The sequence below is a fragment of the Pandoraea sp. genome (assembly GCF_041919235.1).
Taxonomy (GTDB): Bacteria; Pseudomonadota; Gammaproteobacteria; order Burkholderiales; family Burkholderiaceae; genus Pandoraea.
The window spans coordinates 77,071-92,720 of record NZ_JAYRUC010000021.1 but is presented as its reverse complement, the minus strand read 5'-3'; the positions used below and the strand labels follow the sequence as shown (position 1 = coordinate 92,720).

Here is a 15,650-nt window from a genome sequence, read left to right as displayed (position 1 = left end):
CGTCTTGCCAATACCTTGATTTCCACTGCTTGCTCCTGAGTCAGCATCGGCGGCAAAAGCCGCCATCCTCTCCCAGGTGGGTCAGTTTTACTTCGGCGAGTGGGTCAGTTTTACATCGGCGCTAACACCTTGCCGCACTCTGTGGTGCGAGCCCCTTGCAGGCATCGTCCGGCAAAACAGTCCGACATCGACTGAACAGAGGCGGAGACCGGTCCGCGAACAATGCCCTATGGACCATTGCCATGGTTCGGATGCGCAGCGATCCACGAACCCGGGCCTACGTTGATCGTCGGACAAAGGAAGGCATGTCGAACAAAGAAATCCATCGCTGCCTGAAGCGCTATATCGTCCGCGAGTTGTACCCCCTCATCCGGGCTGATTTGGCCGAATCGTCTCGACTCTCTTGACATAGGAGCGTCAATGCCCCGACGGAAAGCTTCTTCAATAGCTTGAAAAACGAGCGGGTGCACGCCACGTGCTACCGAACGCACCAGGACGCGAAGGCCGACCTGTTCGAATATATCGAAGTGTTCTATAACCGCAGTCGTCGTCATTCGTCGCTCGGCTTTGCTTCTCCGGAGCAGTTCCTTCGGAATTGGATCAAAGTTCAGCTGACCAAGGATGCGGCTACGTAACTCGGGGCCGCTGGAAGGCGAAAAACCGAGGGGAGCTAAAATCACGGCCGCCTCTTTTCTTACTGGAGAGGGAGGGTTGCGACGGTCGGTAATGCCGACGTAGGCTCAGCGATGGGATAAAAAGTGACTTGGAATCCTAATGACGCTTTCATGGTTTGACATTCTGTTTGTTGTTGCCATTTTGAGTGGGCCATACCTGTGGGCTGCGGCATCCGTGTGGATTCTCGCGCGCAGCATTCTGCGCGACAGCGCCGGGTATGCCGCGATGATCAGCTTCGTCCCCCAATCACTCATTGTCGGGGTGCTTTGGTTCTGGCTTGGAAATTCCTTGTCTGACTATGAGCATTCCATGATGGCGTTTGCTACCGGCTTGGCTGGCGTAGGGGCTTACACGATATCTCGGCACAGCATCGAACGTAGCGGCAATAGTGGGTTCATCCATCAGTGGTTCGCATGGCCCATCTTTGTGGTCGCCCTTGCTGTTGCGTCACCGCATTATCAACGGCAGTATCGCGACATGCTCCGCTCCCAATTGATCGATGCATCGTCACAGGCACTACGTGCAAACGACCTCGTGAAACTTCGTGCGACGTGGGCCAAAATGGACGATTTCGAGCGAAGAGATTTTTTCCATACGGTACTGAAACATCCTCTTGACGCTACCACTTGGCATCGGATTCCGGACGCCGGTATCGATCCCTTTTACTCGCCAACCGTTCAGTCATCTCCATACGCAAGCGCGGAGAATACAGGTGTAGGAATCGCTATTGCGCAACATAATCTTCCCGCGATGATGGCATTTCTATCCGAGGTGAGGCCGGCGCCTGAATTGGACCCGCGTCGAAACGCTCTGTTGGGCCAGAATCCCCTGCCTAAGCTATTGGATGGACTGGACGCCCCCAAGGAGGGGGAAAAATCGCGTGCGGCAGTCGAGTTTCTAATCTTGCGGTTCCCAGAGCTTCTCTGCGCGAGATCGGTCGACATCGGAGCTTCTTCACGCTGTGACCGACGTTACGGCACGCTCGCAGACGAGTACGTCAAAACGGGAAATGCGCCGGCCGTTCGGCTTCTGTTGCAACACGGTGACAAGCTGACTCCTCGACTGGCCGCGGCCGCTTATGCCCTTTTGGGCAACACAGATGAATTGATCAGAGGACTTCGCGTCCGCGAATACAGCCTGAAGGCGGAAGTAGGCGATATCGAGCTTGGCGAATACATCTTTCGCTTTAGCCCTATCAGTGAACTCAAGTCAATTTCGGACAGTGGTCTGGTCCACTGGAGAGAGTTTGACAGAAAGGAGCCCTATGGTGGGAGCAATGCCCTGCTGACAGAGGCGCTCTCGCGGGAGTTATCGTCTATTCGGAACACAGAACGCGGATTAGTGGCACATATCATTTCTGCGATGATCTCTCAAAACGCAACTGTCGCAGACGAGCAGATCGCCCACGTGTTCAAATTGCTGTATGAAAATGGTTCAAAGCACGCAGCGGCCGCTGTCGGCCCAAATATTTCCTGCGATCGCTTGCGGGCAGCCCTGAAGGCTTCCGATCCCGCTGCCTATCGGGACTATTGGTCATCGGAGGTTAATTCGGCATGTTCGGAACGTGAGGGAATATAACGTTCCACGTATGGCGTACCAAGCGTTTGCCAACTGAATCGCCCCGGCTTTGAACTGACCCTCGAGCGTTGGACACGACCTTGGAGGTTCCGTGAGGAAATTCGATGTAAAGCTTAAGGAGAAGGTGGTTCGCGAGTACCTCGCTGACAAAGGGGGCTATAAGCTCCTTGCGGCGAAATTCGGTACTGCAGAAAGCATGGTGAGGCGATGGGTCGCGGCATATCGTCACCATGGTAACGCTGGGCTCGTCCGGCAGCGTTGTGCTTACACCGTTGAGTTCAAGCTTGAGGTGGTGCATCGGGGGCGTGGCTGAGAACCTTTCCTGTCGAGAGCTGGCTGCCATTCACAATATCGGCAATCCGCACAGCATCACGATGTGGCAACAACAGAAAGCACGGGGAGAGCTCCGTTCGCTAAAGAGCAAGCGTCCGTCGGGACGGGATGTTTCGGTGCCAGCAAAGAAGTTGGCGCGGCAGAAATAGCCAAAATAGTGCTTGAACTGAGGCAGGAATTCCCCTTGACCGATCTTCTCCAGGCGGCGAGGTTGCCACGCAGTACGTACTACTATCGGGTCAAAGCGTTGGCCACCCCAGATCGGTATGGTGGGCTCAAGGCGAAGATTCAGGCTGTCTATGCTGCACATCGCGGCTTGTATGGCTATCGTCGCATCACCTTGACTATCCGCAGTGATGGCGAGCTAGCCAATGACAAGAAGGTGCAGCGCCTCATGAACGAATTGGGAATCAGGTCGAGGGTGCGCCGGAAGAAGCTCCGGTCGTACCAGGGCGAGGTCGGCGAGGCCGCGCCGAACCTGCTCAATCGTGAATTCACCGCGTCGGGCCCAAACGAGAAGTGGATCAGCGCGACTGCCGCTTGAATCCTTCGCCGCCGATACTTGCCCGGTCCACCGCCGCGATTCGGTTGCGTCCCTGATCTTTTGCCTGATAGAGCTGTGCATCCGCCAGATTGATAAACGTTGTGACGTCGATGTCTCCGGTCGGCACAACGGTGGCTACACCGAAGCTCGCCGTGACTCGCTGACCGTGCGGGGAGCGCAGATGCGCGATGGCTTCCTCCGCGATCATCGTGCGGCAACGCTCCGCGACACGGACGGCGTCATCGGCGTTGGTTTCGGCGAGCACGAGCACGAATTCTTCGCCGCCAAACCGGCCCAGGAACGCGTTCGGCCCGGTTGTCTCGCCGAGCACGCGCGCAAGACGCTTCAGACATTCGTCGCCTTGAAGATGGCCGTAATAATCGTTGTACGACTTGAAGAAGTCGATGTCGACCATCACGAGCGAAAGCGGTTTGCTCGACGCCGCTGCGCTCGCCCACTCGCGCGCAACGACCGTGTCGAACATGCGACGGTTGCCGACCCCGGTCAAACTGTCGGACAACGAGAGCCGCTCCAGTTCGCGCTGAAGTTCCGCCAGCCGTTCCTCGGTGCGCTTGCGTTCGCTGATGTCGAACATGAAGCCAATCAGCGCATCAACGTCACCATTCTCTTTGCGCACGACGTGGACCACGTCGCGAATCCACACGTACCCGCCGTCCGCAGTAAGCGCGCGATAGTCCGCCTCGTGATCGGTGCCCGCTTGCGACTGCGCGACGCAAAATTCCACAACGGCCTCACGGTCCTCCGGATGCATGCGCGCGGCCCAGTCCTCGACCGTTTTCCACGTCGACGGCGCGTAGCCAAGCAGTTCTTCTATCTGCGGGCCGATATAGGTGAACTGCATTGTCGCCCAGTCGATCTTCCACGGGATCGCTCGGGTTGACTCGAGCAGCGTGCGATAAACAGCGGGGTCGTCCTCGCCGGGCTGGTGCCCGGACGACACAAGGCTGTCGTCGTGTCGCAGGAATGCTGCCTGAAGCGAACTGAAAGCTGGATCCTTTTCTTCGTGGCTCATCGTGATCTTCCAATACCGTGTAAATCCATTATCGGCAGGTACAGCAGAGCCTTGAGCGCAGCACGAGGATCGATTGACTGGAGGTAGTCCAAGAAAATAACCGCGTCGCCGTCTTTCCTCAACGATGACGTGAGCAGGTTTTCACTGGGTCAATACACCCTGCCGTGTTCCAAATAGAAACCGAGAAGTGCCTGACAAAACACGGTTGAAATATCGCTATATTGATAATGAGACGCATTTGCAATAAAATACGAACGAATACATCAAGTGCTAACGGCGTGGTTGCCAATTATTTCATCAGCCTCAGGTAAGGCAGTTCACCCTAACCCAGCCAGTCCGGTTCTCGAGCGGTCCCTACTCAAGTCCTTGCGTCGCAGGCCAAGCCGTCGCTTGTCTGCCCGCTTATTCTCCATAGGAGCCATCGTGCAACATCAAGCTGATTCCACCGCCCCGGCAATGTCTGTTGCCGCAGTCGACGCTCTGTCCCTCGAGATCCCCCCCGAGTTTGCACAAACCGGTGTTCGTGCTGCGCACTGGCGCGACGCGCAGCAAATGGCCCGTCGACGTGTGTTCTCGCGCCTGCTGCAGGCCTTGTTTCGGGAAGCGCTGCTCCTTCCCGACCAGTTGATTGTCGATACGGGGGCCGACGTTACGCTCTTGCCAATCCGACAGCAGCGCGTACAACTGTGCTTCACCGGCCTTCGCTCAGGGGCGCTCGGCAGCTGGGTCCTGGGTGGTGACGTATTCGCCCTCACACAAAATGAACCGCCTCATCCGGTCGAGCGACCTTCCAACCTTCTTCACTACCTTGGCCCGTTGTTGGACACGAAGAATGCCGGGGTAGAGCGCCTGGAGGCCATCACCCGGCTCTCGGTAGAACTCGACAACAGTCAAGACAACGACACGCTGTGCCAAGCGTATCGGCAAGTCTGGGGCGATCGACTGGCGGCCGAGCGTGCCGCCACTGGGGCCCGAGACGCCCTCGACCTGCTCGCGGGTAATGGCAACCCCAAAGCATTGGCGCGTACAGAGCAATGGGGCACCGGGGGACACCCTTGGCACCCGGCGCATAAAACACGCCTGGGGCTGACGCCCGGACAGGTGATCTCGCTATCGCCTGAGTTCGAAGCGCAGATTCAGGTTGGCCTTGTCGCTGTGGCGGCGCATCGCGTGAGTGTGACGACAATGGACGGCACGCAGCCATACATCACATGGTTCACCAGCGCCTTCCCCGAGGCAATGACCGAGTTCCGTCGCGCGCTGGTTCGACACCGACTCGCCCCCGAAGCGTGGCTGCCATTGCCCGTGCACCCGTGGCAGCGCGATGCGACGCTACAGGAGGTTTTTGCCCCCGAGCTGGCCGCTGGTGAATTGATATTCCTGCCTGATGTCGGCATCGCTACACGTCCCACCATGTCGTTTCGCACCGTCGCCGCTACCGATGCGCCTGGCGGTCCAATGCTCAAGCTGCCCGTCAGCATGCGACTCACCAGCGTGGAACGCACCGTGTCTCCCAAATCCGCCGTGATGGGGCCGCGCGTCAGCGCACTGCTCGAGCAGATACTGGTGGCAGACGCGCGCTTGGCCGGCGTGCTGTCGATCGTGCCCGAGCGCCACGGCCTGCACCTGATCGACGATGACGATCGTGCGCGCCATCTGTCGATGATCGTACGTGACAATCCGACAACGCGCATTGCCGCCGACGAACGCCTGCTGCCGGTGGGGGCGCTGTTCACGCCGGACTTCACCGCCGACATGACGCACGCCTCCGCCCCCTTGCTGCTCGACACCGTGCTCGCGCGTCAGGCGCACGGTAGTCGTGTCGAACGAGTCACACGCTTCTTCGACGCCTATCTGCGCGTAGCGATGCCCGCTATCCTCGGGCTCTATCTGCGCTACGGCATCGCGCTCGAAGCGCACCAGCAAAACACCTTCGTTGTGATCGATGAGGCAGGTATGCCGCAACGGCTGGTTGTGCGTGACTTTGGCGATGTCAAGATTGCCCTGCCTGCGCTGGAGGCGCAGGGCTTCTCCATATCGCCGTTCCGGACGGGCCATACCACATACCCCGACCGCGTTATCCCGCGCAAGAAATTGATCCACGCTTTCCTGCTGTGCCACATTGGCGAACTCGCGCTTGCGCTGTTCCCTGACCACGGCAGTGTGCAAGGTATGCGCCTGTGGCGTGACGCGATGCATGAAGTGTTCGAACAGCACCGGGGAACGGTAGATGCCGATGCCTGGGCGCACGAGTATCACGCACTACTGCAAGCGCCATGGACCTTCAAGACCTTTGTCCGCATGCGCTTGCGTGATCAGTCGGACGATATGCACGCTGCCCTGCCCAATCCGCTGGCGACCTTCGCCGCACAAGTGCCGGCATGAGCCCGTCATCACATGTCAGTGCCCTCCGGTGGCTGCTGATTATCCAAGCGCTGTCGATGGGGGCGATGGAGATGACTGGCCCGTTCTGGCCGTTGTTTCTGCGAGAACTCACGCCTGTGCCGTATGTGCCGTTCGCGTGGGTGGTCAGCGCGGTGTACTTTGCCCCGATGGCTGCGACGTTGTTGACCGCGCCGTGGTGGGGACGCCTAGCCGACCGGGTCGGTCCCAAACCGATGATTGTGCGAGCGCTGATCGCACTGGGTGTATCTCAACTGTGGACGGTGTATGCCGATTCTGCGGTCAGTGTGTTGCTGGCGCGTACCTTGCAGGGCGGGTTGGCCGGATTTCTGGCAGCTGCGCAAATCTATGCCATACGTGTAGCGCCACCAGATATGAACCGCCGCGTCTTTGCTGACCTTCAGACAGTCACGGCTTGTGCCAGCTTCATGGCGCCGCCGGTTGGCGCATGGATGGTGGGCTGGATGGGTTTCCGGCTAGCCAACGCGACGGGGGCGGCCATCATTCTGGCTTGCATTCCGCTGGCGATGCTGTGCCTGCCGTCGGTCAGTGCCACGCATAGCCGTGGAGCGTCAAGCAATGTCGCCGTAGAATCTTCTCCGAAATCCACAGGTTTGAGCGGTCTAGTGATCGGCCTGCTGCTCGGTACCGTGGCCGTGCAAGCTGCGCGCATCATGCCGCAGGGTTTTCTCGTACCGTACATCACCGAGACGCTGCACGGGTCGGTGATGCTGGCCGGCGCCGCTTACAGCGCCACGGCAGTCACGCTCGCGCTATCGGCTCGCCGGTGGGCAAAGCGCTTCGCTCACCTTCCGATCCACCTCACGCTGAACCGCGTTTGCGCGCTGGCCATCGTTTGTGTGGCAACAGCGTTATGGCAGGGCTATGCACAGAGCGAGATGGGTTTCATCGCAGCGCGCCTGGCGTGGGGGCTATGCCTCGGCGGCCTGCTGCCTGTGCTCAATAGCCTGGTCGCCGAAGCCAGTCCGACAGACCGCCAGGGCCTTGCACTGGGACTATGCAGCAGTGCCGCGAAGGCTGGGGCCCTGATCGGCCTTGTTGTGGCGGCTGTCTCGACCGGCCTGTTCGGCTGGCAAGCGGGCTTTGTCGCCATGGCTGGCGTGTACGGCGTGGCACTCGTGGTTCTGCTGGGCGTCCGATGGGGGGCAGTTCGGGCGGCCGCAGGTCAGGCGCGCCTGACGACGCGAAGCACTTAAGCGTCGCCATCGCCCGAGTGTGAGGATATCCGAGAGGCCGCGTCCACAGGTCACGCAAGATCTACGATCTGCAGCAGTCGGTGTGACCGGCAAAGGCGGCAGCAGCGTTTGCCAGGAACTTCGTGCTTCGGGAATTACATGCGCCCAAGGAGGATGCATGCCTCGCGAACCGAAAGCACTCTCAACTACGATCTCTCAACAATGCCCGCCCAAAGAGATCTAATGGCCGCGATGCCATTCGCACCCGATTTGATTGCCTCATCCAAGGTGTCGGGCGACATTCCTCCCAGCGCATACGCGGGAAGCGACGTAAGCGCCGCTAACTCACGAAACCGGGCCCATCCGAGTGGCGTTGCGGTTGTGTGAGTCTTCGTGGGAAGAACAGGGGAGAGCGTAATCAAATCTGCGCCGACCTGACTGGCATGTCGTATTTGATGCGCATCATGGCAGGCTACTGAAACCAGGAAACCCGGTGGCATGGGGCGAGTCTTGCAGGCCATCAGCGTCTTGCTGGTGAGGTGCACGCCGTCGGCATGTAAGGCGATGGCTACGCTGGACGGTGCGTTGAGCAGCAGGCGGGCCCCGTGGCGTCGACAGCAACACAAAACCTGTTCCGCAAGCCAAACATATTGCGGTGGCGTTACGCTCTTTGCGCGTAGTTGCACGAGTCGGATGCCTGCCGCCAACGAGCGATCCAAGTCTGCGACAAAGTTGGCCAACGGCTCACCGTGGGGTGGCTCAGGCGTGATGAGATACTGGGTCGGTAAGTCGCTGAGGCTTGTCATCGTGTCTCAAGGGTGGGCGTCAAAATGTCCCCGTTGGAAGCAGTTGGCCATCGTCCGCGTCGTCGCATGAGGCTACATGCGACCGGCGTTGCAACCATTCCGGTTGCCAGAATGTAGAGGGCGGGTGCAATCAACACTTGGGTAGCGCTGATCAAGTACGCACACACAATCGGCGCGGTGCCGCCAAACATTGCCGTGGCAACGGAGTAAGTCACTACCATGCCGAAGCTCCCCCAGTTGTCTCTGAATAGGTCGGGGAGCACCACAAAAATGACGCCTACGACACAGCTCGCCAAGATCCCGAATGCGACTTGTACAGAAATGAGCGCAAGGAGTGAAGCGTTCTGCAAGGCGATGAACAGCGGCGCGCAGGCTACCGAAATTAACGATACTCCGCTGAAGACAAGAACCGTAGCGTCAACGAAGCGGGCCAGATACCCTGCCCCTATCATCGATGCCGAAAAAGCCAAGAGGGCTATTGTGTTGGTTGTGCCGGCATCCGATTTTGATACGCCTAGATAAGCATGCAAATACGCAGGCATCCAAACGAATAATGAATAAATGACGATCTCCATGAATGCCACAAGGGAAAATGCTTGCAGAAGTGGCGCCACGGGGCGTTGGCGTGGCAATGCGCGCTTACGACGACGTTGGCCATCATTCATCGATGTTCTGGTCAGATAGACAAACACGGACAACGGGATGCAGATCAGGAATGGCCATCTCCATGCGTCGGGCACGAATTTGGCAGGGCCCATGCTGGTGTAGGGGGATAGTAGCGAGGCCGCGTGCGGAAGTGCCAGGACGACGCCGGACGCCAACAACATGCCGAAGAATCCGCTCGCCACGGACACTGCGCAATAGATGCCCCGGTACTTCCGCGGTGTATTCAAGGAGACAAAATAGCCGGTAAGTGGCAATTCCCCACCTGCGCAAAACCCCTGAATGATCTTCAGTCCCAGAAGTAATGCGGTTGCCACAGATCCGATTGACTCGTAGGTGGGGAGAAACGAAATTAATGCCGCAGGCACGGCCATTCCCACCATGCTCCATCTCAGGGCCGAACCCGTGCCTCGCCTGTGACTAAAGTATCCGAAGAAGACGCTGCCGACGGGTCTGGCGAGGTAGCTGCTGGCGAACACAGTGAAGCTCAGCATGAGCGCAGCCTTGTCGTCCGTTGCCGGAAAAAAGAGCCGTCCGATCTCGAGCGCCATGAATGCGGTCAGCGAGAACTCGTACCACTCGAAAAGATTGGCCGTGAACGCCACTTTCAGAATTGGATTCAATTTGGGCCATGCTCCGCCGTCCCCCGTGCGCGTGCCAGCACCGTCGGAAGACTGTCGTTCAGAATTCTGTTTCGAACGGCGTCGCTGTGGCATTCGACCGTTCTGTCCGAGATCCCGAGAAACCTGGCAATCTCCTTGTTGGTCAGGCGCTCGGCCCTCAATAGAAGTACTCGGAACTGCGCCTCCGTCGGGGGGGAAATAAAGTAGCTTCTGATATCCAGGAAGATCATCGTGCGCTCTATCGCGCTTGCCGCAGGATAGAACTCTCTATTGATCTGAAAAATGTTGAGGGGCGCGAGTGTGCGCGTGATGTCATGTCGAATGGTTGCGATGCCGAGTACGTCTCCTCTGACGCCCGTTATCGCAAATTTCGTCATTTTCTCCATTTCGACGTCCCCGGAGTCGTCCAGAAACACCCTCCTGCGCGTAACGCTCGTCCGATATTCGCGCACTAAAAAATCCTGCTTTTCTATGGATTTCGCATACTGCGTTCCCCACTCGGTCTGGCGAAACCTGATGTCTTTTATCGTCAGCCCTTCAATGTCCTTGGGATCCTTGACCCCGAACTGTAGGGAGTTGTGCGTGTTGTTGGCGATGTACTTTCCAGTGTGCGCATCCTTCAGGCTTGCGGAAACCGGGAAGTTGTTGATGAAGCTGAGAATTGCGCTTTCTGATTTCACGATGACGAACCTACCTCGCTGGTGGTGATCAAGAAACAGATCTCGTGCTGTCAAAGAATGCTGCACAAAAATCTAAGCGAGTCGTTGCGTCTTGTATGTGGGAAATTTCGGATAACGCCATGCGAATGCGTTGAGTATGTTCACTCAATGCTCGTGCTGGCGGGTTCAACCATGCTGAAGATGCGACGGGTCGGACCGTCGGGCGACGCGGCCAACTCCCGGGCGATGCGCCAGAATGTCTCCAGGAACGCCAGCGCCGTGCCTTGCAACGGCTCATAGCGCCGTGTGATCAAGCACGTCATGCCCTCGTCGGTAATGGCGTCGAAATCGAGCGCCACGAAGCGGTCCCGCATGTCCGGCGTCTCGATCAGCGGCCACGGTACGGCCGTCAGCATGTCTGTCGAGCGCACAATCGCCAGCGCCGCATTGACCGACCGGGCGAAGTGGCAGCGCTGTACACCACCGTCGCGCTGATCTTCCACGAGCGCCCGTATCGCCTGCGCCGTGCGCGCCATCGACCGGCTGAGCAACCAGTCATAGCCCGCCAGATCCGCAATCGCACGCGCATTCGCCCCCGGATGCCCCGGACGACACACCACAGCGAATGAATACGTATAGATCGGCCGGACGTCCAATGCACGCTCCTGGCCGGCGTCCGGGGTCGGACCAAACGCGAAATCCAGATGCCCGTTGCGTACAGCCGGGTAGTCCCCACCCAAATGCTCGGCAATGTCGAGCTGCACATCCGGCCTCAGTTGCCGGAACGCGCGCACAACGGACGGTATCACCCCATGCATCAACCAAGGCGTGACAGCCATGCGAATCGTGCCGCCCAGCTTCACACCCGCCACCGCCACGTCCTCGCTCGCCCGGCGCAACTGCCCCAGGATCAGCCGCGCATGCGAGAGCAACGCATTGCCCGACGGCGTGAGCGACACGCCGTCGGCGCGCCGCTCCATCAACACCACATCCATCGACTGCTCAAGCTCCCGCAACGCCTTGCTCACCGCAGTCGCCGAACGCCCCAGCCGATTCGCCGCAGTACGCACGCTGCCGTGATCGGCCACGGCCACAAGACACTCAAGTTGATGCAGCTTCAGATCTGTCGACATGGTCCAGGAACAAGAAAGACGAACACCCGCGTGGATTGCGCCAAGTCCCGCACGACCCGGCTGCGACATTGGATCATCGACCCGCCTGGCATGGGCGTCAACCCACGGTTGACGCCCAAATTTGGCGTTGCCTACCGGCTGCAAATCGATCTGGCTACCATGCGTCGAAACGTCATCAGCCAGACACCAACAATCGATAAACAAGGCCGCCCTCGACGGCCAAAAAGGCACACGCACAGGAGTCCAATGCAGCCATCCCCCAACCGATCCGACACCCGCCGCGCCAATCGTTACATCGCGCGCGCCGCTCTGGCCGGGCTCGCCGCCGGCACGCTACTGACCGTGGGCAGCGCCCCGGCGTGGGCAGGCGTGCAACTCTACGGCGCGCTCGACAACTACGTCAGCTATGACTCGGGGGGTAAGGGCAGCTCGATGCAAGTGGGCAGCGGCGCGGGTTCGACCTCGCGCTTCGGTCTGACCGGCACGGAAGATCTGGGCGGCGGTCTCGAATCGGGTTTCCGACTTGAGTCAGGTTTCAACGCGAATAACGGCACGCTGCAGTCGACCAACACCCTCTTCAATCGTGAAGCCAACGTGTGGCTGAGTTCGCGTCGGTACGGCATGTTCAAGCTCGGCCGCCAGTTCCCGACCATCTTCCCGTTGTCGTCGCAGGTCGATCCGTTCGCCCTGACCAAGCTCTCGCTCATGGCCAACGCAGCGTACGCCGCGTCGGACCTGGGCGGCAACGCCACCGGTATCGACGCCCGCGTCGCCAACGCCGTGAGCTACACCACGCCCGACATGAACGGCTTCTCCGGCCAGTTCCTCTACGGCTTCAGCACGGCCTCCGCCAGCGGCGCGCCCGCGCACTTCACCGGCTATCTCGCGCAGTACGAGAACTCGCAACTCTACGCGGGAATCTCGTACAACGTGGTGCGCAACGATCTGTCTCAGGCCACCGATCACTACGGCGCGGGCCTGTCGTACAAACTCGGCAACACCACCGTGTCGCTGGCGTACAACCGTATCGTGCCGAACGTTGCGTCAGGCCGTATTGCGACGACTTACCTGATCGGCGCAACGATGCCGCTTGGCCCGCACGTCTTCAAGCTGTCCGTGCTGGAGCGCCTTGTGGCCGGTGGCGGCAACCATGCCTTCGGCGCGCTCGGCGGCTATGACTACCAACTGTCCAAACGTACTGCCCTTTACACCCGCGTCGCCTGGGTCGCCAACGGCGGTGCGTCGGCACTCACGCTCGACAGCGCGCAAACCAGCGCCGGTCGCGACGTGTTCGTCACGGCCCTCGGTGTGACACACCGTTTTTGATTCCGCCGCTTCCCACGGCGAACCCAACGCGAACCCAAGGCGAACGCTTCGGGCGTTCGCCGCTTTGTCATGACTGGAGACACCATGCCCCGCGACACCACTGAGCACGCCTTTGCGGCGGTGATCGAGGCCGACGTTCCGGCCGACATTCTCGCGCACGACGCCAGCATGCGTGCGCTGCGTCATCAAATTCACGCCCATCCGGAACTCGCCTACGAGGAGTTCCAGACCAGCGATCTGGTGGCAGACAAGCTCACGCAGTGGGGCTACACCGTTACGCGCGGCATCGGCGGAACCGGCCTGGTCGGCACGCTCAAGGTGGGCGACAGCTCACGTACCGTCGGCGTGCGCGCCGACATGGACGCGCTGCCGATCCAGGAAGCGACCGGCAAGGCGTACGCCAGCCAGCATTCGGGAAAGATGCATGCCTGCGGCCACGACGGCCACACCGCGACGCTGCTCGCGGCCGCGCGTCACCTGGCGGCGACGCGCAATTTCGACGGCACGCTGCACCTGATTTTTCAGCCAGCGGAAGAGGGCCTCGCCGGCGCGCGAAAAATGATCGAAGACGGCCTGTTCGAACGCTTCCCATGCGACGCGCTGTTCGCCTATCACAATATGCCGGGCTTCCCGGTCGGCAAGATCGGCTTGCGTGCCGGTCCGGCGATGGCATCGTCGGATACGGTGATCGTCACCGTGCATGGCCGCGGCGGACACGGCTCGATGCCGAACTTGAGCGTCGATCCGGTGCTGGTGGCCTCGCACATCGTCGTAGCGCTGCAGTCGATCGTCTCGCGCAATGTCGACCCTCGCCGCATGGCCGTGGTCACGGTGGGCGCAATCCACGGCGGCGACGCACCCAACGTGATCCCGGACAGCGTCGAGCTGCGTCTTTCAGTACGCGCGCACACGCCGCAAGTGCGCGAGCAGTTGCGCGATCGCATCGTCGAACTGGTCAACGCGCAGGCCGGCGTGTTTGGCGCGCATGTCGACATCGATTATCGATGGCGTTACCCGGCGCTCGTCAACGATGCGGAAATGACCGAATTCGCCCGTCAGGTGGCGTTGGAATGGCTGGGTCCGCAGGGCCTGATGGACGACTTCGAGCCACTCACGGGCAGCGAGGATTTCTCGTTCATGTTGGAGAAGTGCCCTGGCAGCTACCTGATCATCGGTAACGGCGAAGGCGAGGGCGGCTGCATGGTTCACAACCCGCATTACGATTTCAACGACGCGCTGCTGCCGATCGGCGCAACGTATTGGACGCGTTTGGTCGAGCGATTCCTGAGCATGGAGAACAAGGTATGACGACCCACCTCGACACCCCTGCAGCGCAGGCCGCATCGGGCACCTCACGCCCCCGTCCGGCATCGCTCACGAAGAAGATCGCGGCGATCACGATCGGCAACGGCCTGGAATTTTTCGATTTCGCGATCTACACCTATTTCGCAACCGTGCTCGGCAAGCTGTTCTTTCCCGCTGCGTCGCCGTTCACCCAGTTGCTGCTGTCCCTGGCGACCTTCGGAGTGGGCTTCGTGGTGCGACCGCTGGGCGGCATTGTGATCGGCGGCTACGCCGACCGACGCGGTCGCAAGGCGGCCATGACACTCACGCTTTGGCTGATGGCCGCAGGCTCGGCAGTCTTCGTGGTGGCGCCCACCTACGCCCAGATCGGTATGGCCGCGCCGATGTTGCTCATCCTCGGCCGTCTGGTGCAGGGTTTCGCGGTCGGGGGCGAGGTGGGTGCGTCCACTTCGATGCTGCTCGAATACGCCAACGCCAACAATCGCGGCCTGTTCGCGAGCTGGCAACTGTTCAGCCAGGCGTTCTCGACGCTGCTCGGCTCGCTGGTGGGGCTGGCGCTGACCGCATCGCTGACGCACGAGCAACTGCTTGCATGGGGCTGGCGGGTGCCGTTCCTGTTGGGTATGGCGTTGATTCCACTGGGGACCTACATTCGCAAACACCTGGACGAGACGCACGAAGCCGAGCCGGCCAAGCGAGGGGCGCGCAGCCCGATCGCCGAAGTGCTGGGCGCACATCGGCGCGCGCTGGTGCTCGGCATTCTCATGACGGCAGGGGCGACCTCGTCGAACTACATCTCGCTGCACTACCTCACCAACTATGGCGTGGGCGTGCTCAAGCTGTCGTTGTCGAGTGGCTTGTGGGCATCGTTCGTGGCGGGAGGGCTGCAGATGGGGCTGTCCGCTGTCGCCGGCGTCGCCAGCGATCGCTGGGGCCGCAAGCGCGTGGTGACGATTGCCCGCGTGATTCTGCTTGCGTCGATCGTGCCCGCGTTTGCATGGCTCACCGCCGCACCCGATACTAGCCGCCTGCTGGTGGTGGCCGCCGTGCTGACGATTCCGACCGTGTTCATCTCGGTGACCACCGTCACGATGATCACCGAGGTGTTCCCGCGTCATATCCGAGCCACTGGCCTGGCAATGGTCTATGGTCTCGGCGTCTCGGTGTTCGGCGGCTTCGCGCAGTTCATCGCAACGTGGCTAATCGCCGTGACCGGCTCCAAGCTGGCCCCGGCCGGCTACGTTATTGCAGTTGGCTTGGTCTCGTTTGTGGCGGTGCTCAAGAGCCGCGAAATGGCGGGCAGCGCATTGGACTGAGATCAGACCGCCCACGCCGGTTGCGGGCTGCGCGCGCGATCAAAACGCGCGCCGGTA

General features: G+C 60.3%; 13 protein-coding genes and 2 pseudogenes. 10 read left to right on the top strand and 5 right to left on the bottom strand.

The features are described 5' to 3' along the window. Window positions 1–131: 131 nt before the first annotated feature. The 5 genes and pseudogenes from ACE3UG_RS17145 to ACE3UG_RS17125 all read left to right on the top strand — a co-directional run. Window positions 132–407: pseudogene (locus tag ACE3UG_RS17145) on the top strand (transposase); the annotation flags it as partial. A gap of 12 nt (window positions 408–419) precedes the next feature. Further along, a pseudogene (locus ACE3UG_RS17140) lies at window positions 420–635 on the top strand (IS3 family transposase); the annotation flags it as partial. A 139-nt stretch (window positions 636–774) separates the two neighbouring features. Beyond that, window positions 775–2,253: a hypothetical protein gene (locus ACE3UG_RS17135; RefSeq protein ID WP_374626052.1), complete on the top strand. Its 1,479-nt coding sequence runs from the start codon at window positions 775–777 to the stop codon at window positions 2,251–2,253. 91 nt (window positions 2,254–2,344) lie between these two features. Further along, complete coding sequence (locus ACE3UG_RS17130; RefSeq protein WP_374626050.1) at window positions 2,345–2,566, top strand: helix-turn-helix domain-containing protein; 222 nt, start codon at window positions 2,345–2,347, stop codon at window positions 2,564–2,566. Window positions 2,567–2,770: 204 nt separating this feature from the next. Continuing rightward, a complete protein-coding gene (locus ACE3UG_RS17125; protein ID WP_374626048.1) occupies window positions 2,771–3,130 on the top strand; it encodes an IS3 family transposase in 360 nt (119 codons plus the stop codon). Here the strand turns inward: ACE3UG_RS17125 and ACE3UG_RS17120 are convergent. Beyond that, window positions 3,111–4,163: a diguanylate cyclase gene (locus tag ACE3UG_RS17120; protein ID WP_374626046.1), complete on the bottom strand. Its 1,053-nt coding sequence runs from the start codon at window positions 4,161–4,163 to the stop codon at window positions 3,111–3,113. The two genes, ACE3UG_RS17125 and ACE3UG_RS17120, sit on opposite strands and share 20 nt — an antisense overlap. A 423-nt stretch (window positions 4,164–4,586) precedes the next feature. Here ACE3UG_RS17120 and ACE3UG_RS17115 point away from each other — a divergent pair, with 423 nt between their 5' ends. Both ACE3UG_RS17115 and ACE3UG_RS17110 read left to right on the top strand, forming a co-directional pair. Beyond that, window positions 4,587–6,548 (top strand): IucA/IucC family siderophore biosynthesis protein, encoded by a 1,962-nt coding sequence (locus ACE3UG_RS17115; protein ID WP_374626044.1) that lies wholly within the window; start codon window positions 4,587–4,589, stop codon window positions 6,546–6,548. Continuing rightward, window positions 6,545–7,783, top strand: coding sequence for an MFS transporter (locus ACE3UG_RS17110; RefSeq protein WP_374626042.1), 1,239 nt, complete (start codon window positions 6,545–6,547; stop codon window positions 7,781–7,783). The genes ACE3UG_RS17115 and ACE3UG_RS17110 overlap by 4 nt, the downstream gene beginning before the upstream one ends. Window positions 7,784–7,968: 185 nt before the next feature. Here the strand turns inward: ACE3UG_RS17110 and ACE3UG_RS17105 are convergent, their stop codons facing one another. From ACE3UG_RS17105 to ACE3UG_RS17090, 4 genes are all read right to left on the bottom strand, one after another. Further along, complete coding sequence (locus ACE3UG_RS17105) at window positions 7,969–8,568, bottom strand: thiamine phosphate synthase (RefSeq protein WP_374626040.1); 600 nt, start codon at window positions 8,566–8,568, stop codon at window positions 7,969–7,971. Continuing rightward, window positions 8,565–9,854 carry an MFS transporter gene (locus ACE3UG_RS17100; RefSeq protein ID WP_374626038.1) on the bottom strand — a complete coding sequence of 430 codons (1,290 nt, stop codon included), beginning with the start codon at window positions 9,852–9,854 and terminating at the stop codon, window positions 8,565–8,567. The genes ACE3UG_RS17105 and ACE3UG_RS17100 overlap by 4 nt, the downstream gene beginning before the upstream one ends. Continuing rightward, a complete protein-coding gene (locus ACE3UG_RS17095; protein ID WP_374626036.1) occupies window positions 9,851–10,534 on the bottom strand; it encodes a LuxR C-terminal-related transcriptional regulator in 684 nt (227 codons plus the stop codon). The genes ACE3UG_RS17100 and ACE3UG_RS17095 overlap by 4 nt, the downstream gene beginning before the upstream one ends. A 140-nt stretch (window positions 10,535–10,674) precedes the next feature. Beyond that, window positions 10,675–11,646, bottom strand: coding sequence for a LysR family transcriptional regulator (locus ACE3UG_RS17090; protein WP_374626034.1), 972 nt, complete (start codon window positions 11,644–11,646; stop codon window positions 10,675–10,677). A gap of 246 nt (window positions 11,647–11,892) precedes the next feature. Between ACE3UG_RS17090 and ACE3UG_RS17085 the strand changes: the two genes are divergently transcribed. From ACE3UG_RS17085 to ACE3UG_RS17075, 3 genes are all read left to right on the top strand, one after another. Continuing rightward, entirely contained in the window at window positions 11,893–12,972 is a 1,080-nt protein-coding gene (locus tag ACE3UG_RS17085; RefSeq protein ID WP_374626032.1) for a porin, read from the top strand. A gap of 84 nt (window positions 12,973–13,056) precedes the next feature. Beyond that, window positions 13,057–14,280, top strand: a complete 1,224-nt coding sequence (locus ACE3UG_RS17080) for a M20 aminoacylase family protein (protein ID WP_374626030.1) — start codon at window positions 13,057–13,059, stop codon at window positions 14,278–14,280. Beyond that, window positions 14,277–15,593 carry an MFS transporter gene (locus ACE3UG_RS17075; protein WP_374626028.1) on the top strand — a complete coding sequence of 439 codons (1,317 nt, stop codon included), beginning with the start codon at window positions 14,277–14,279 and terminating at the stop codon, window positions 15,591–15,593. Before ACE3UG_RS17080 ends, ACE3UG_RS17075 begins: the two co-directional genes overlap by 4 nt. Window positions 15,594–15,650 lie beyond the last annotated feature (57 nt).